The organism is Nocardioides sp. (assembly GCF_035503875.1).
Taxonomy (GTDB): domain Bacteria; phylum Actinomycetota; class Actinomycetes; order Propionibacteriales; family Nocardioidaceae; genus Nocardioides.
In genome coordinates this window covers 41,294-58,127 of the sequence record NZ_DATJTA010000054.1, presented here as the reverse complement: position 1 = coordinate 58,127, position 16,834 = coordinate 41,294, and the positions used below count along the sequence as shown (strand labels likewise).

Genomic DNA, 16,834 nt, shown 5'->3' with positions numbered 1-16,834 from the left:
GGTCACCCCTCCTCGAGGCCGAGGGCGGCGACGATGTCGTCCTCGGCCTCGAGGAGGTGCCGGCGCAGGAAGTCGTGGGCGCCGTCGAGGTCGCCGGACTCGAGGAGCTGGACGAGGGCGACGTGGTTCTCGGCCTCGTTGTGCGCGTTGCGGCGGATCCGCTCGACCTGGGCGAGGGCCAGCCTCAGCTCCACGACGAGGTTCTCGGCCATCGCGACCAGCCGGGGCGAGCCGGTCAGCCCCACCAGGGAGACGTGGAAGGCGAGGTGCCGCTCGTTGAGCTCCTGGTACGACGCGCCCCGGCGTACCGCGGACGTGTAGGCGTCGAGGGTCCGGCGCACGAGCGCCCGACGGCTCTCGTCGGCATCCGCCCAGCGGCGTACGCCGGCGCCCTCCAGGACCCAGCGGGCCGCGCAGACGTCGCGGACCGAGTCGGCCTCGGGTGTGACGACCTGGACGCCGCGGTTCGGCTCGCGGGTGGCCAGCCCCTCGGCCACCAGGATCGTCAGCGCCTCCCGGATCGTCGGGCGCGAGACTCCGAGCGACGCGGCCAGGGCGACCTCGCGCAGCGGCGTCCCGGACTCCAGCTCGCCGTCGAAGACCGCGCGCCGCAGCTCCTGGGCGATCCGATCCACGGTCGAGGCGGGCTCCGGGGGCGCGTCGACGGGGACGGCGCCGAGGGCGTCGCTCGGGGCGGGCATGGGGCCATTCTCCAACTTCCCCGGTCCACCGGGGAACCTGGACGTTCTCGGCCGATCCCGACAGGCGGCGGGCAGCCGAGCCTTGGCTACGGTCGAGCGCATGTTCCCGGTGGGCGGCGTGGGGGTGATGCTGGTCGGCGTCGTCCTGTCCGGGCTCGCCTGCCTCGCCCTGGGCCTCGCGCTGCACCGCCGGCTGGGCTGGGTCGGGGCGGCCGCGCTGGCCGGCCTGCTGTGGTCGGTCGTCGTGATCGCGTGCGTGACCCTGATCCCGGCGGACGGCGCGCCCGGGATCGTCAGCGCGGAGGGCCGGCTGACCACCTGCTCGTGGGACATCGGCGGCCCGGCTCCCGAGGGGTTCTGGATCTTCTCCGGTGGGCAGCGCCTGCTCAACACGCTCATCTTCGTGCCGTCCGGAGCGCTGCTGGTCGTGGTCGCCGCACGCTGGCGGGCCGCCGCGATCGTCACCGTGCCGATCGGGCTGGCGCTGCTGGCGGCGTACTCGGTGGCGATCGAGAAGACCCAGCTGGAGCTGGCCCGCATCGACCGGGCCTGCGACGTCACCGACATCATCGACAACGTCACCGGCGCGGTGCTCGGCGTGCTGCTCGGCCTGGTGCTGGCGCTGCTGCTGCGGCCCTGGCGGGCGCGGCACTCCGACATAGCCTGAGGCCATGTCCTCCCCGCAGCCGCGCGCGAACATCGCCGACATCCCGCCGTACGTCGCCGGGAAGCCGCCGACCGTCCGGCCCGGGATGACGTCGTACAAGCTCTCCTCGAACGAGAACCCCTACCCGCCGCTGCCCGGCGTCGTCGAGGCCGTGCAGGCGGCGGTGGGGCAGATGAACCGCTACCCGGACATGGGCTCCACGGCGCTGTACGCCGCCCTCGCCGACACGCTGGGCGTGCCCGCGGAGGACCTGTCGGTGGCGACCGGGTCGGTCGGGCTGATCTACCAGCTGGTGCAGGCGTTCTGCGAGCCCGGCGACGAGGTCGTCTTCGCGTGGCGCTCCTTCGAGGCCTACCCGATCGCCGTCACCGCGGCGGGCGCGCGGAGCGTGCAGGTGCCGCTGCTCGCCGACGCGCGCCACGACCTCGACGCGATGGCCGACGCGATCACCGACCGCACCCGGATCGTGCTGGTCTGCACCCCCAACAACCCCACCGGCCCCGCCGTCACCCAGGCGTCGCTCGACGCGTTCCTGGCCCGGGTGCCGCCGCACGTCCTGGTGGTGGTCGACGAGGCGTACCTGGAGTTCGTCCGGATGGCCGACCCGGTGGACGGGCTGGCGACGTACCGCGCCCACGAGAACGTCGTCCTCACCCGTACCTTCTCCAAGGCCTACGGGCTCGCCGGCTTCCGGGTCGGGTACGCCGTCGCGCCCGCCCCGATCGCCGCCGCGCTGCGTGCGGTCTCGCTGCCGTTCGGCGTCTCGACCGTCGCCCAGACCGCGGCCATCGCGTCCCTCGAACGGCGCGCCGAGCTCCTCTCGCGCGTGGATGACCTCGTCGCCGAGCGGACCCGGGTCGTCGACGGACTGCGCGCCGCGGGCTGGGACGTCCCGGAGGCCCAGGGCAACTTCGTCTGGTTCGAGCTCGGCGACCGGACCGCCGACTTCGCGCTCGCCGCCGACGAGCTCGGCATCGTCGTACGCCCCTTCGCGGGGGAGGGTGCCCGGGTCTCCATCGGCGAGCCCGAGGCCAACGACCGCCTGCTGCGCCTGGCGTCGACGTTCGCGCGCTGAGCGGACTGTGGGTCGTGTGCCTGCGGACGCGTCAGGGCGCGTCGACAGGCACACGACCGGCGTCGTCCACGGCCGCCGGCCGCCGGTCCAGCTCCCGCCAGCGCGGGTCGACGGCGGGCAGCATGGTGACGGCGAGGTACGCCGCCGCGACGGCGACCAGCGCGGGCGAGAGCCCGATGCCGGAGATCAGGACACCGCCGAGCAGCCCGCCCAGCGGCATCAGCGCGAAGCACATCGAGGTGGTGAGCGAGGAGACCCGCCCGACCAGCGGTTCGGGGATCCGCTCGAAGATCACCGCGCCGAGGACCGGGTTGAGGAAGCCGCACGCGAAACCGCTGGCGACCGAGACCGCGAGCACCGCCCAGAGCGGGGTGTCGACGGCGAGGATCACGAACCGCGGCGCCCCGCCGACGAGGAAGGCGATCAGGTAGGTGCGGTAGCGCGGCAGCCGCGACGCCCAGGCCGCAGCGCAGATCGCGCCGAGCGCGGACGCGCCGCCGAAGACCGCGAGCACCACGCCGATCGCCGCCGCGCCCCCGCCACGCTCGTCGGCCCAGACCGGCAGCAGGACGGTCGTGTAGGCGATGTCGAGCACGTTGGTCAGCGCCACCATCACCGAGATCCCGAGCAGCACGGCGTCGCGCCGCAGGAAGTCCCAGCCCTCCCGCAGTTCCTGCACGTAGCCGGCCAGGTCGCCGGTGGTCGCCGTCGGTTCGGCCGGGGTCGGCGCCGCGCGGAGGGCGCGGGTCGACCAGGCGAGCACGCCGGCGGACACGGCGAAGGTGAGCGCGTTGAGGACCAGCGCGTTCGCCGCGCCGACCGTCGCGACGAGGCCGCCCGCGAACGCGGCGCCGAGCATCCCCGACGTGCGCTCGACGGTCGAGTGCAGCCCCGTCGCCCGCTCCAGGGGTACGCCGGCCTCCCGGACCAGCGACGGGACCATGGCCTGCTTCGCCCCGTCGGCCGGACCGCGCAGGGCACCCGCCAGCGCGACGAGCGCCAGGAAGACCGGGAAGGTGAGCAGGTCGAGCCCGTGCAGGACCGGGATCGTGCCGATCGCCGCCACGGAGCCGAGGTCGCAGGTGATCGCGACCCGGCGGGGACCGACCCGGTCGATCACCGGACCGCCGAGCACCTTCGTCAGCACCAGCGGCAGCAGCTCGGCCAGGGCCACCAGCCCGGTCCGGGTCGCCGACCCGGTCGTCGTCAGGACGAACCACGGCAGCGCGATCATCGACACCCGGGTGCCGGTGAGGGCCACCGCCTCCGCGGTCAGCCAGCCGTACAACGGCCGCCTCACGACGGGTCACCACCCAGCCGCCCGGGGTAGGGGAACGAGTGCAGCACGACAACGAAGTCCGCGGTCTCGTCGCCTGACGGGTCCTCGCTCCACCCCTCGACCAGCTGCTCGATCGCCTCGACGAGCTGCCGGGCACGCTGCGGGGTCAGCCGCAGCCCCCAGTCGCTGAGTGCGGTCGCCTCCCGCCACTCCTGCGGCACCAGCGCCTGCTCCTCGACGGCCCGCTGGAGCAGGTCGGTGTGGACGACCGCGACCGACTGCGAGTACGCGTCGTACGTCTCCCGCTCCTCGTCACTCGCCCCCGCCAGGTCGGCGGGATCGGTGAGCGTCGCCTGGTGCGCCGCCCGCCACCACCGGTCGCGGCCGTTGCCGCGCTCGGCGTCGTCCTCGACGAAGCCGTGCGTCGCCAGCTGGCGCAGGTGGTACGACGTCGCGCCCGAGTTGAGCCCCAGCCGGGCCGCCAGCCCGGTGGCCGTCGCCGGACCCTCGGTTCGCAGCAGGCCGAGGATGCGCAGCCGCACCGGGTGGCTGAGCGCCTTCAGCTGCTGCGGGGTCGGGGTGATCCGGGTGAGGTCGTCCACCGGACCACGGTAAACCGCAAAGACTCATTTGCAAATGGGTCTTTGTGATTACAGCGGGTCCTCGTCCCCGGCCATCTCGTCGCCGGCCGGACCGTCCTCGGCGGTCTCGGGCGGACCCTCGGTGCGGGTCTCCTCCTCGTCCGTGGCCGACATGATCCGCACGATCTCCTCGCGGTCGGCGGCGGAGGGGAAGCCCCAGCCCGGCTCGTAGCCGTACACCTCGTCGAGCAGCCGCCCGTCGGCGAGCGTGTCGAGGACCTCGATGTCGCCGGGGCCGAGCAGCGCCGGGTGCTCGACGCCGCAGGTCTCGGAGACCTTCAGCAGGTCGCGGCGCAGGGTGCGCACGTAGTTGGCGACCCGCTCGCCCTTCGACACGGGCTCCAGGCCGTGGGCGAGCCAGCGGTTCTGGGTCGCGACGCCCGTCGGGCACTCGCCGGTGTGGCACTTCTGCGCCTGGATGCACCCGACCGCGAGCATCGCCTCCCGGCCGACGTTGACCAGGTCGGCTCCCAGTGCGAAGGCGACGACGGCGTTGTCGGGGATCCCGAGCTTTCCGGCCCCGATGAAGGTGACCTGCTCGTGCAGACCGCGCATCGCGAACTCCCGGTAGACCCGCGCGAACCCGAGCCGGAACGGCAGCGACACCGAGTCGGTGAAGATCAGCGGCGACGCACCGGTGCCGCCCTCGCCGCCGTCGATGTTGACGAAGTCCACCCCGCGGTCGCCGCGGGCCATCAGGTCGGTGAGCTCGCGCCAGAACCCGAGGTCGCCGACCGCGGACTTGATGCCCACCGGCAGGCCGGTCTCGGCCGCCAGCAGCTCGACGAAGTCCAGCAGCGAGTCGGGGTCGTCGAACTCCGCGTGCCGCGACGGGCTCAGGCAGTCCACCCCCTCGGGCACCCCGCGGGTCTCGGCGATCTCGCGCGACACCTTCGGCGCCGGGAGCACGCCGCCCAGCCCCGGCTTGGCGCCCTGGCTGAGCTTGATCTCCAGCGCCCGCACCGGCGCCGAGGCGACCAGCTCCTTCAACCGGGGCAGGCTGAACCGGCCCTCCTCGTCGCGGCAGCCGAAGTACGCCGTACCGATCTGGAAGACCAGCTCCCCGCCCATCCGGTGGTACGGCGAGATCGCGCCCTCGCCGGTGTTGTGCAGGCAGCCCGCCTCGGCCGCGCCGCGGTTGATCGCCTCGATCGCGTTGCCCGACAGCGAGCCGAAGCTCATCCCGGAGACGTTGACGACCGAGGCCGGCCGGAAGGCGTGCCGCCGACCGCGCGGCCCGCCCAGCACCTTCGCCGCGGGCAGCCGCGCGGCCTGGCCGACCGACCCGTGGGTCGGATACGCGCGGCCGAAGGTGCGGTGGTGCACGATCACGTTCCCGGTGCCGTGCTCGAGATCGTTGTCGGTGCCGAAGCCGAAGTAGTTGTTCTCCAGCTTCGCCGAGGCGTAGACCCAGCGGCGCTGGTCGCGGCTGAACGGCCGCTCCTCGTCGTTGGCCGCGACGACGTACTGCCGCAGCTCCGGCCCGATCGTCTCGAGCCAGAACCGTGCGTGTCCCAGGACCGGGAAGTTGCGCAGGATGGCGTGGCGCCGCTGGAGGAGGTCGTGCGCCGCGACGGCGCCGACGGCCGCGACGGGTGCTGCCCAGAGCTTCTTCATGTCGACCGGTACCCCGCCGGCTCGGCCCACCGTGCCGTAGACGGACCTACACAAGTCCGATCCTGCGCGCCAGCTCAGGCGGCGGGGCACCCGGGGCAGCGGACTTCTGTACGTCCCAGTACGGCGGCCGCCAAGATGGCGCGCACCTCGTCCGGGCGGAACATCACGTCCTCCCAGCTGAACCGCAGGACCGTCCAGCCGGCGACCACGAACCTGTTGTAGCGGCGCGCGTCACGGGCCAGGTCGCCGCGACCGCCGTGCCACTCGAAGGAGTCGGCCTCCAGGATGATCCGCAGCCGCTCGTCGACCAGGTCAGGTCGGCCGAGGAAGTCGGGCTCGCGGATGCTGACCTGCGGGACGACGGCCAGGCCCGGGACCTGGAGGGCGATGTCCCGCAGGACCGACTCGAAGGGGTTGGCGGCGCGGGCATCGGCGACCGCTGCGACGGCGCGGACCTGGGGTGACCCGGGCCCCTGCGCGTCGCGGCCGATCGCGAGGAGCCGGGCACGCGAGAAGCCGTCGCGCAGTGCGGAGTCCGCGACCGTCAGCGCGCTGTCGCGCGGCTCCCACCGGAGGCAGTCGAGAAGGGTGCGCTCCTTGCTGGTGACGATGCCGTCGACGACGTCGTCGATGCCCAGGGTCGCCACGTGGAGCTCCACGTCGCGCGCCCGGCTGGGGCGGATCCTCCGGCCGCGCGGCACCGTGAGGACCGGCTTCGCCGGGACGGTCTTGACGGCCCAGCCCCAGTGCAGCGCCGCGCTGATGCGCGAGACGCAGGCGCTCAGTCGGTGGGCGGCGGCCCGGGCCTCGTCGACCGAGGGCAGCGCGTACCGGCCGCGTCCGAGCACCACCACGTCGCCCGCGGCCAGCGCACGGTCGACCTCGCCACGCGACGTCGCGGTCAGCAGCTGGCCCCGGGACGCGACCCCGCCCAGCTCGACCAGCGCCGCGACCACGCCCACCCCCACGTCCACGTCCACGTCCACGGGCCGAGCGTGCCCGCCGGCGACGCACCTCGCCACGGGCTCTCCACAGGTCAGCGGCTGTTGTGGGAGAAGTGCTGGTAGTCCTTCAGCGACGACCAGGCGCCGCCCCAGCCCCAGCCGATCCGGGCGAAGGCGCGCACCACCGGGCCGTCAGGGGTGATCATCCCGGGACGCACCCGATCCCGGTCGAGGTACGACGACGCCAGCTCGGGCAGCACGACCTCGCCCTTCTCGTAGGGGTTCTGGAACGAGTTCAGGTCGAGGGCGAGCCCGTAGGCGTGCTCGGAGTACGACGTGCCGCCGGTGACCGGTCGGCAGACGAACGCCTCGGTGTTGTTGCCGTCGCCGGTCGGTGGGGCGTCGAGGTCGGCGCGGGTGCTGATCCGCATCTCCTCCAGCGGGAAGTCGGCGCGCCACAGCTCGCGGAACACCCCCACCAGTGCCTGGGACGCGGCGGAGGCGACGAGCAGCTCCCCGGTGTGCCGGGCGCCGTCGAAGCCGTGGAAGGTCACCCGCACCCAGGCCAGCTCGTCGCGGTCGACCGGGCAGCCGGGCTCCCACGTCGAGCGGGCGATGACGTCGTCCGGTGCCCGCTCGACCTCGGCGGCGAAGCCGGTGCCGGGCAGCGCGGGCAGGCGGTCGGGCAGGGTGAAGCGGCGCCGGCGCAGCTCGCGCGGCGTGGGCCGCACCTCGCCGTACCCGCTCGCGGTGACGGGCAGGGGTCGGGTGCCCAGCCAGGCCGGCGGCACGGTGCCGGGGGCCGGGGACGGCTCGGGGGCATCGGTCGTCGGATTCGCCGGTTCACCGGGGATCCCGGACGTTCTCGGGGAATCCGTCGGCCCTGCCGCCGGCGACGAGTCCGGGGACCCCGGTCCGGTTCCGCCGCAGCCGACGAGGAGCAGCAGGAGCAGCAGGGCGACCAGGCGGGACACGGACGCACGCTACGCGCCCGAGATGGTTGAGCCTTCACCTACAGTGGCGGGCATGAGCTCCGAGGCGGACCAGACCCCGACGTACGTCGCGAAGGGTGCGGAGTTCGACCGGGACATGAACTACATCCCGGACCGGATCACCCTCGACGCACGCCGCCCCGAGCACGGGCCGGTGAACGGCGAGCTGTGGCCGGTCGAGCCCGGTCGCTACCGCCTGGTCGCGGCCGCCGCGTGCCCGTGGGCCAACCGCACGCTGATCGTCCGCCGCCTGCTCGGGCTCGAGGACGTGCTGTCCGTCGGGATGCCCGGACCCACCCACGACAAGCGCAGCTGGACCTTCGACCTCGACCCCGACGGCGTCGACCCGGTGCTCGGCATCCACTTCCTCAAGGACGCCTACGAGAAGCGGTTCCCGGGCTACCCGCGCGGCATCACCGTGCCCGCCATCGTCGAGATCGAGACCGGCCGGGTCGTCACCAACGACTTCCCGTGGATCACCCACGACCTGTTCCACGAGTGGCGCGAGCACCACCGCGCCGACGCCCCCGACCTGTGGCCGGCCGACCTCCGCGAGGAGATGGAGGCGGTGATGAAGCGGATCTTCACCGAGGTCAACAACGGCGTCTACCGCTGCGGCTTCGCCGGCTCCCAGGAGGCGTACGACGCGGCGTACGACCGGCTCTGGACGGCGATGGACTGGCTGGAGGAGCGGCTCGCGACCCGGCGCTACCTGATGGGCGACGCGATCACCGAGGCCGACGTCCGCCTGTTCACGACCCTGGCCCGCTTCGACGCGGTCTACCACGGCCACTTCAAGTGCAACCGCCAGAAGCTGACCGAGCTGCCGAACCTCTGGGGCTACGCCCGCGACCTGTTCCAGACGCCCGGTTTCGGCGAGACCATCGACTTCGAGCAGATCAAGCGGCACTACTACGTCGTGCACACCGACGTGAACCCCTCGGGCATCGTCCCGAAGGGTCCGGACCCGGCCGTCTGGCAGGAGCCGCACGGCCGCTGAATCATCCGTCCCGGACGAGGCGGAGGTACGGCGCCGGCCGCGAGGGTGGTCCCGCAGGGGTCCCACCGCGGAGGTCGCCATGGCGCAGTCCGACGACGTACGCCCGGCACGGGCCGGTGCGGTCCTGGCCGCGCTCATCCTCGTCGCGGCCGTGGCGAACCTGAACCTGGCCGTCGCGAACGTCGCGCTCCCGGACATCGGCCGCGCCTTCGACTCCAACCAGACGACCCTCGACCTGGTGGCCGTGGGCTACTCCCTGGGGCTGGCGGCGTCGGTCATCTACCTCGGCGGGCTGGGCGACCGCTACGGGCGCAAGCTGATGCTGGTGCTGGGCGTCTGCCTCTCCGTCCCGGCCTGCCTGCTGGCGGCGTACGCGCCGTCGGACACCGTGCTGGTCGCGGCGCGCGTCCTCGGCGGACTGTCCGCGGGCATGGCGTACCCGACGACGCTCGCCCTGATCACCGCGCTCTTCGCCGGGGCGCCGCGCACCCACGCGATCGCCCTGTGGTCCGGCCTGGGCGGCGCGATCTCCTCGCTCGGGCCGCTGCTGTCCGGCCTCCTGCTCGAGCACTTCTGGTGGGGCTCGGTGTTCCTGGTGACGCTGCCGCTGGCGGTGGTCGCCCTCGTGCTCGCGCTGCTGTTCGTGCCCAGTCACGTCAACGAGGCCACCGACCCGGTCGACCACCTCGGCGGCGTGCTCTCGGTGGTCCTCGTCGCCGGGCTGGTGCTCGCCATCAACTTCGCGCCGGTCCCGGACCGCCTCACGCTCACGCTGGTGCTGGCGGGGATCGCCCTGGTGGCGACGGCCGCCTTCGTCGTCCGGCAGCTGCGCTGCCGGTTCCCCCTGTACGACCTCCGGGTGGCCTCGCGCCGGGTCTTCTGGGTCGCGGCGGTGGCGGGCATCATCGTCTTCGGGACGCTGATGGGGGCGATGTTCGTCGGCCAGCAGTTCCTGCAGAACGTCCAGGGCTACTCCACCCTCGAGGCGGGCGTGTCCATCCTCCCGGCCGCCGTCCTGATGGTGCTGGTCGCGCCGCGGTCGGCGCGGCTGGTCGAGGTCGTCGGCGCCCGGGTGACCCTGCTCATCGGGTACGCGTGCTGCCTGCTCGGCTTCGTCACCATGCTGCTGCTGTGGGAGAAGGGTGTCGGCTACTGGGCGATCGGCCTCGGCTACGCCCTCGTCGGCGCCGGCGTCGGCTTCGCGGGTACGCCGGCCTCGCACTCGCTGACCGGATCGGTCCCCGTCAGCAAGGCGGGGATGGCGTCGGGCACCGCGGACCTCCAGCGGGACCTCGGCGGCGCGATCATGCAGTCGATCCTCGGTGCCCTGCTCGCCGCGGGGTACGCCTCGGCGTTCGCCAGCGCGATCGCGAGCTCGCCGCAGGCCGACGACATCAGCCGGTCGACGCAGAGCACCCTGACGAAGTCCTTCGCCTCGGCGGAGTCGCTCGCCGAGCGCTACCCCGACCACGCGTCCGCCATCACCAGCGCGGCCGAGACGTCCTTCCTCGACGGCGCGGACTGGGCGTACACCGCCGGCATCGTGGCCATCCTGATCGGGGCGGCGATCGTGTTCCTGCTGTTCCCCCGCAAGGACGAGGAGGCCCGGCTGCTCGCGTCGTACCAGGAGCAGGACCGCGTCCCCTCGGAGGTGGGCTGATCCCGCGTCAGCCCGGCAGGATGCCCCAGCGTCCCCGCCAGCCCTCGCCTGGCTCCAGGTGCACCACGTCGGTGCCGGTGCGGAAGGCCTGCGGCGGGCAGCTCATCGGCTCCACCGCGACCGCCCGGCGACGGCGCCCCGGGTCCCGGACCTGGTCGGCGGAGTAGACCATGAGGTACGGGAACGCCTCGTCCACCCACAGCGCGACCTCGTGCGCGCCCTCCGGGTCGGCGAGGACGGCGACGGCGCGTCCGTCGAGCCGCCGCCCCAGGCAGCCGTACGCCGTGTCGAGCACCAGGCCGCGGAGGGGACGGCCGCCCCGGAGGTCCCACGCGGTACCCGCCACCGGCTCCTCGACGGTGTCGCAACCGACGTCGGTGCGGACCCGGCACCCGGCCGGCACCGCGAGGCACAGGTCGTCCAGGTGGCGGTCCCCGAGGCGCAGGTAGGGGTGGAAGCCGGCACCGAACGGCGCCCGCTCGGTGCCGGTGTTGGCCGCGGTCAGCGTCACGGTGAGACCGCCGTCGTCGAGGTGGTAGCCGACCCGGAGCGCCAGCGCCCACTCGTACCCGGGCTGCGGACGGACGGCGCACGCCAGCGTGACGTCGGCCCCCGTGTGGTCGAGCACGCTCCAGTCCGACCAGCGCACGATCCCGTGGATCGCGTCGCCGCGGTCCGGCTCGTTCAGCGGACACCGGACCTCGCGCCCGCCGTACGAGTAGCGCCCGTCGGCGATCCGGTTCGGCCACGGCGCCAGCACCTGGCCCCGTCCGTCCGTCGCGCGCTCGGTGACGTCGAACCCGTCCAGGACCGGCGTCCCACCGACGGCGTACGAGCGGAGCGTGGCGCCCACCTGGGTCACCTCGGCCGAGGCGTCCCCGTGGGCGATGCGGAACTGCTCGCCGCTCGGTGGTCTGGTGTGCATGGACACCCACGATCGCGGCCACGGCCGTGCGGGTCATCATCCGGTGCGGGTGAGCCGTTTCCCCCAGATCGGGCGATGACAGCGAGGAGACGGCTGCACGAGAGTCGGGACCGGGGTAGGACGCGGAGTCCGGCCGCTGGGGGACGTCGTCGGACCCAGGAGGGAGGACCCGATGCGCCTCGAGCGCGGTTCCGGCGCCCCCGAGGAGCTCGTCCGCGAGCGTACGGCGAGCGCCGGCGAGAGCCTGAGCGGCGGGTTGGTCCCGCCCCCGGCCAGCCAGGCCCGTCCGCCCCGGACGCCGTGGGGGGTCGAGCGCCGGCAGCTCCTGCGCCGGCTCAGCCGGGCCGTGAACGAGGTCCCGCTGACGCTGATCGGCGCGCCGGCCGGGAGCGGCAAGACGGTGCTCGCGGCCGACTGGGCGCGCCGGCGGGCCGAGGCGGGGCGGGCCGTGGCATGGCTGACCGCGACCGACCGCGACAACCACCCGGGAGTGTTCTGGCTGCACCTGCAGCTCGCGCTCGCCACCGTCGGGGTGGTCGACCCGCGCTCCTTCCGGCGGCCGCTCGTCCCGGGAGCCGCCGACGTCGACGCGCTGGCGGCGCAGGTCCTCCGGCTCGAGGCGCCGGTCGTGCTCGTGGTGGACGCGGCCGAGCGGCTCAGCTCGGACGTGGTCCACGAGCGGGTGGAGCGCCTGGTCGACACCGCGGCCGACCGGCTCCGGCTGGTGGTCACGACCCGGGCCGACCCGCCGCTGCCGCTCCACCGCTACCGGGTCGAGGACCGCGTCGCCGAGATCCGCGCCGACGACCTGGCGCTCGGGCGGGAGGAGGTGGGGGAGGTCATCGCCCGCCACGGGCTGACCGGGACGCGGGACCTGGCCGACGAGGTGTGGCGCCGTACCGAGGGCTGGGCCGCCGCGGTCCGGCTCGCCGCCCTGCAGCTCGTCTCCCTCGGTCCGGACGCGGAGCTCGACGGGTTCGCCGACAGCTACATCCGCGCCGAGATCGTGGCCGGCCTGGCGCGCCGGGACCACGACCTGCTGACCGCGACCAGCGTGGTCGACGAGCTGCCCCGGGGCCTGGCCCCGGCGTTGACGGACCGTCCCGCGGCCGACGACCTCCTCCGGCGACTGAGGTCCGGCAACGCGTTCGTGCAGCTCGTCCCGGGGCGTTCGGACGCCCACCGGGTGCATCCCCTGGTGCGCGCGGTCCTCAGAGCGGAGCTCGAGAGCGAGCGGGCCGCCGACCTGCACCGGCGGGCCGCCGCGTGGTTCGAGACACAGGGCGAGCTGGAACCCGCCGTCCGGCACGTCACCGAGGCGGGCGAGTGGGCGGCCGCGGCGGCCCAGGTGGTCGGCGGGCGGGGTCTCGCCGAGATGGTGGTCGGCACGCCCACCGGGGCCGCTCTCGCGGGCGATCTCGCCGCGATCCCCGAGGACGGCTCGCCGGACGGGAACGTGGTCCGGGCCGCGATCGCGCTCCACGACGGTGACCTCGACGCGGCCAGCGCGGCCCTCGGCCGCGCCGGCACGGGCGGGGCCGGGCAGAAGGCCGGCAACCCCCGGCGCGACGCGGCAGCGTCGTTGGTGCGCTCCGCCTGGCATCGCGCGGCCGGGAGGCGGGTCGAGACCCTGGAGGCGGCTCTCCGGGCACGCGCCCTGCTCGGCGGGCTGGAGGACACCGATGCGTTCACGGCCGCGGCCGCCGCGACGGCCGAGGGCGCCGCGCAGCTGCGGGTAGGCGACCTCGCCGCGGCGTGCGCGGCGCTCGGCGAGGCCACGGCGGCCACCGGGACGGCCGACGGGCCGCTCCGGCTGCGGTGCCTGGCGGAGCTGTCGCTCGCCGAGGCGTGCGCGGGCCGGCTGACGCGTGCCCTCGAGCTCGTCGGAGCGGCCGAGCACGCCGCCGCGGACCTGGCCGTCCCCCGGCCGGAGCGCCCGGTGGCGATCGACCTCGCTCGGGCCTGGGTCGCGCTGGAGCAGCAGGACCTCGACGTGGCCCACCGGTCCCTCGACCGTGTCGCGCGGTCTCGCACGGATCGTGACGACCCGACGTTCCGCACCATCGCCGAGCTGCTGCGCGCCCGGTACCGGCGCGACCACGGTGATCTTCCCGGAGCGCGCCGCCTGCTCGGGCGGGCCGGCGCGGACGGCGAGCCGGTGCCGTGGCTCCGTCGGCACCTGGTGGCCGAGTCGCACGACCTGGGCGGGCCTCCCGACCTCGCGGACGAGGCCCCGTCCCGCCGGGTCCACGACCTCCTCGAGCACGCGGACCGCCGGTGCCAGGACGGCGAGGTGCACGAGGCCCGGCAGGCGATCAGCCGGGCGCTGCAGCTGGGTCGGGCCGAGCACCTGCGCAGACCGTTCGTCCATGCCTCCCTGCGCGTCCGCTCGATCATCCGCAACGACGCGCGGGTCCAGGCCAGGGCCGACTGGCTCCTGCTCGAGCGGCTCGACGATGCGGACGACGGGCGCGTGACGCCGGAGCCGCTGGTGCTGGAGGGACTGACCGGTCGCGAGCACGAGGTCCTGCGCCACCTCGCGGCGTTCCGGACCACCGAGGAGATCGCCGAGGAGATGTTCATCTCCGTCAACACGGTGCGGACCCACGTGCGCCGGGTGCTGGAGAAGCTCGCGGTCTCCCGCCGCCACGAGGCGGTACGGCGCGGCCAGGAGCTCGGCCTCGTGTGAGCCGGGGAGTCGTCCGCGGCGGATGATGCCCGCCGCCCCGCGCCTCGGCGATGCTGCAGAGCGCACGGGCGGCCCGCCTGCGGTCGCGGGAGGGTGAGTCGGCATGGGCGGAGCGCTCGGTGACCTGTGGATGCTCGCGGCCGTCAACCCGGTCCCGTGGGCGCGGGCGCAGATGGCGTTCACGCTGGCCTGCCACATCATCCTGGTCCCGCTCGGCGTCTCCTGGGCGTTCATGACGCTCATCGCCAACTACCGGGGGCTGCGCCGCTCGGACCCGGCCGCGCTCCTGCTGGCCCAGCGGTGGTCGAAGTACATGGCGCTGACGTTCGCCGTCGGCGCGGTCACCGGCACCGTGCTCAGCTTCGAGTTCGGGCTCCTGTGGCCGCGCTTCATGGGGCGCTGGGGCGAGGCGTTCGGCGTGCCCTTCGCGTTCGAGGGCCTGTTCTTCTTCACCGAGGCGGTCTTCGTCTCCATCTACATCTTCGGCTGGCGCCGGCTGCGGCCCTGGACGCACTTCTGGACGGGGGTGCCGATCCCGATCGCTGGGGTGTTCGGCTCGGTCTCCGTGGTGGCCGCCAACGCGTGGATGAACGCGCCGTCGGGGTTCACCCTCGACTCCGCCGGCCACGTCGTGGACGTCGACCCGTGGGAGGTGATCTTCAACGACGCCATGCCCCTGCAGGCCGCGCACATGGTCGTCGCCGCCTACCTCGTCGGCGGCTTCATGGTCGCCTCGGTCTACGCCGTCGCCATGCTCCGGGGCCGCACCGACCACTACCACCGGCTCGGGTTCGTCATCCCGTTCACGGTCGCGGCCATCGCCACCCCGGTCCAGATGGTCGTCGGCGACGCGCTCGCGCGCTGGGTGTTCAACGAGCAGCCGGTGAAGTTCGCCGCGATCGAGCTGGTGCCGAAGACCAGCTCCGACGTACCCGAGACCCTGCTGGGGCGCCTGAACGAGGACGGGACCGTCTCCGGGGGCATCGAGATCCCCGGCCTGGCCTCCTGGCTGTCCGACCCCGGCACCGGCCGGGACACCGTCGTGCAGGGCCTGGACAGCGTGCCCGCCGACAGCCGGCCGACGATCTCGGAGGTCAACACGGTGCACCTGGCCTGGGACGTGATGGTCGGCCTGGGCACCCTGCTGTTCCTGCTGTCCGTCTGGTACGCCGCGTGCTGGATATTCAAGCGGCGGATGCCCCGCAGCCGGTGGTTCCTGCGGGCGGCCTCGTGCGCGGGCGTCCTCGCCGTCGTGGCGATGGAGGCCGGCTGGGTCGTGACCGAGGTGGGCCGCCAGCCCTGGATCGTCTACGAGCACATGCGGGTCGAGGACGCCGCCACCGGCAACACCGGTGTGTGGATCACCTTCATCGCCGTGGTCGTCCTCTATGCGGCGCTGGCCGTCACGACGGTCCTGGTCCTGCGCTCGATGAGCCGCCGCTTCCGCCGCAGCGGGGGGTTCGTCGACCACGACGTCCCGTACGGCCCCCGCTCGCCGGCCGGCGAGCCGGAGCCGGTGCCGGCGGAGGCGCCCGACCGGACGGGCCGGGTGCCGTGAGCACCGTCGTCGCCGTCGTGCTGCTGGCCGCCGTCGCGGCGTACGCCGTCTTCGGTGGAGCCGACTTCGGCGCGGGCTTCTGGGACCTCACCGCCGGCGGCCCCGAGCGGGGCGCGGCCCCCCGCGAGCTGATCGAGCGCTCCATCGGCCCGGTCTGGGAGGCGAACCACGTCTGGCTGATCTTCATCCTCGTCGTGACCTGGACGGCCTTCCCCACCGTCTACCAGTCGATCTGGCTCACGCTGTTCGTCCCCCTCACCCTCGCGGCGCTGGGCATCGTCCTGCGCGGGGCGAGCTTCGCCTTCCGCAAGTCGGTGACCGCCCCCTGGTTCCGCCGGGCCTTCGGCGGCGGCTTCGCGATCGCCTCGGTGCTCGTCCCCTTCTGCTTCGGCGCCGTCGCCGGCGGGATCGCGTCGGGCGAGGTCCCGTCGGGCGGGAAGGCGGGCGACCCCGTGGACAGCTGGCTCAACCCCACCTCGCTGGTGACCGGGGCACTGGCGGTCGCGGTCGTCGCCTACCTGGCCGCGGTCTACCTCGTGCGGGAGGCCCGGCGCGGGGGCGAGGTCGCCCTCGAGGGCTACTTCCGGCGCCGGGCGATCGCCGCCGCCGTCGTGGCGGGGGTGCTGTCCGGGGCGGGACTGGTCGTCGTCCGCTCCCAGGCGAGGTCCGTCTTCGACGGGCTGACCTCGCAGGCCCTGCCTCTGGTGCTGGCCACCGTCCTCTGCGCGACGATCGCGCTGGTCATGCTGGCGCTGCGGGCGGCGCGCGGAGCCCGGATCCTGGCGGTGCTGGCCACCGCCGGGGTCGTCGTCTCCTGGGGCGTCGCCCAGTGGCCCTACCTGCTGCCCGGGTCCGTGAAGGTCGAGGACGCGGCCGCGCCGTCGGGCACCCTCGGTGCGCTGCTGGTCGCCGTGGTGCTCGCCGTGGTCCTCGTGGTGCCCGGCTTCGTGCTGCTCTTCACCCTCGCCGAGCGCCGGCTGCTGCCCGAGGAGGGCGCGCCCGACGCCGCCGACCCCGTTCGCCCGGCGTCGCAATCATCTGCGCGGGGTGATGTGGCGCCGCCGCCCGCACGCGGATCGTGAGCGG

General features: G+C 74.1%; 14 protein-coding genes. 7 read left to right on the top strand and 7 right to left on the bottom strand.

Features of this window, described 5'->3' with window-relative positions; translation table 11 throughout:
* Positions 1-2: 2 nt before the first annotated feature.
* The gene (locus VMF51_RS12770; protein WP_325474816.1) at positions 3-701 is read right to left on the bottom strand and encodes a GntR family transcriptional regulator; all 699 of its coding nucleotides are present in this window, start codon (positions 699-701) and stop codon (positions 3-5) included.
* Positions 702-801: 100 nt separating this feature from the next.
* Here VMF51_RS12770 and VMF51_RS12765 point away from each other — a divergent pair, with 100 nt between their 5' ends.
* Positions 802-1,368, top strand: a complete 567-nt coding sequence (locus tag VMF51_RS12765; RefSeq protein WP_325474815.1) for a VanZ family protein — start codon at positions 802-804, stop codon at positions 1,366-1,368.
* A 4-nt stretch (positions 1,369-1,372) separates the two neighbouring features.
* Positions 1,373-2,443: a histidinol-phosphate transaminase gene (gene hisC, locus VMF51_RS12760; protein ID WP_325474814.1), complete on the top strand. Its 1,071-nt coding sequence runs from the start codon at positions 1,373-1,375 to the stop codon at positions 2,441-2,443.
* Positions 2,444-2,474: 31 nt separating this feature from the next.
* On the opposite strand, the gene VMF51_RS12755 is transcribed toward hisC, so the two are convergent.
* Genes VMF51_RS12755 through VMF51_RS12735 form a run of 5 tightly spaced genes read right to left on the bottom strand, consistent with a single transcriptional unit; the run spans position 2,475 to position 7,898 of the window.
* Positions 2,475-3,743: an MFS transporter gene (locus VMF51_RS12755; RefSeq protein WP_325474813.1), complete on the bottom strand. Its 1,269-nt coding sequence runs from the start codon at positions 3,741-3,743 to the stop codon at positions 2,475-2,477.
* Positions 3,740-4,324, bottom strand: a complete 585-nt coding sequence (locus VMF51_RS12750; RefSeq protein ID WP_325474812.1) for a helix-turn-helix domain-containing protein — start codon at positions 4,322-4,324, stop codon at positions 3,740-3,742. The genes VMF51_RS12755 and VMF51_RS12750 overlap by 4 nt, the downstream gene beginning before the upstream one ends.
* A gap of 48 nt (positions 4,325-4,372) precedes the next feature.
* Positions 4,373-6,034: an FMN-binding glutamate synthase family protein gene (locus VMF51_RS12745; protein ID WP_325474811.1), complete on the bottom strand. Its 1,662-nt coding sequence runs from the start codon at positions 6,032-6,034 to the stop codon at positions 4,373-4,375.
* Positions 6,035-6,054: 20 nt separating this feature from the next.
* Entirely contained in the window at positions 6,055-6,966 is a 912-nt protein-coding gene (locus VMF51_RS12740) for a DUF559 domain-containing protein (protein WP_325474810.1), read from the bottom strand.
* 50 nt (positions 6,967-7,016) lie between these two features.
* Entirely contained in the window at positions 7,017-7,898 is an 882-nt protein-coding gene (locus tag VMF51_RS12735; RefSeq protein WP_325474809.1) for a M15 family metallopeptidase, read from the bottom strand.
* A 52-nt stretch (positions 7,899-7,950) separates the two neighbouring features.
* Here VMF51_RS12735 and VMF51_RS12730 point away from each other — a divergent pair, with 52 nt between their 5' ends.
* Together VMF51_RS12730 and VMF51_RS12725 are read left to right on the top strand one after the other, a co-directional pair.
* A complete protein-coding gene (locus VMF51_RS12730; RefSeq protein WP_325474808.1) occupies positions 7,951-8,916 on the top strand; it encodes a glutathione S-transferase family protein in 966 nt (321 codons plus the stop codon).
* A gap of 79 nt (positions 8,917-8,995) precedes the next feature.
* The gene (locus tag VMF51_RS12725; protein WP_325474807.1) at positions 8,996-10,576 is read left to right on the top strand and encodes an MFS transporter; all 1,581 of its coding nucleotides are present in this window, start codon (positions 8,996-8,998) and stop codon (positions 10,574-10,576) included.
* Positions 10,577-10,583: 7 nt separating this feature from the next.
* Here the strand turns inward: VMF51_RS12725 and VMF51_RS12720 are convergent, their stop codons facing one another.
* Entirely contained in the window at positions 10,584-11,501 is a 918-nt protein-coding gene (locus VMF51_RS12720) for an aldose 1-epimerase family protein (protein ID WP_325474806.1), read from the bottom strand.
* A gap of 172 nt (positions 11,502-11,673) precedes the next feature.
* On the opposite strand from VMF51_RS12720, the gene VMF51_RS12715 reads away from it, so the two are divergent.
* The 3 genes from VMF51_RS12715 (at position 11,674) to VMF51_RS12705 (ending at position 16,830) form a co-directional block, all read left to right on the top strand.
* Complete coding sequence (locus VMF51_RS12715; protein WP_325474805.1) at positions 11,674-14,190, top strand: LuxR C-terminal-related transcriptional regulator; 2,517 nt, start codon at positions 11,674-11,676, stop codon at positions 14,188-14,190.
* Positions 14,191-14,293: 103 nt separating this feature from the next.
* Positions 14,294-15,748: a cytochrome ubiquinol oxidase subunit I gene (locus VMF51_RS12710; RefSeq protein WP_325474804.1), complete on the top strand. Its 1,455-nt coding sequence runs from the start codon at positions 14,294-14,296 to the stop codon at positions 15,746-15,748.
* Positions 15,745-16,830 carry a cytochrome d ubiquinol oxidase subunit II gene (locus VMF51_RS12705; RefSeq protein ID WP_325474803.1) on the top strand — a complete coding sequence of 362 codons (1,086 nt, stop codon included), beginning with the start codon at positions 15,745-15,747 and terminating at the stop codon, positions 16,828-16,830. The genes VMF51_RS12710 and VMF51_RS12705 overlap by 4 nt, the downstream gene beginning before the upstream one ends.
* Positions 16,831-16,834: the final 4 nt, after the last annotated feature.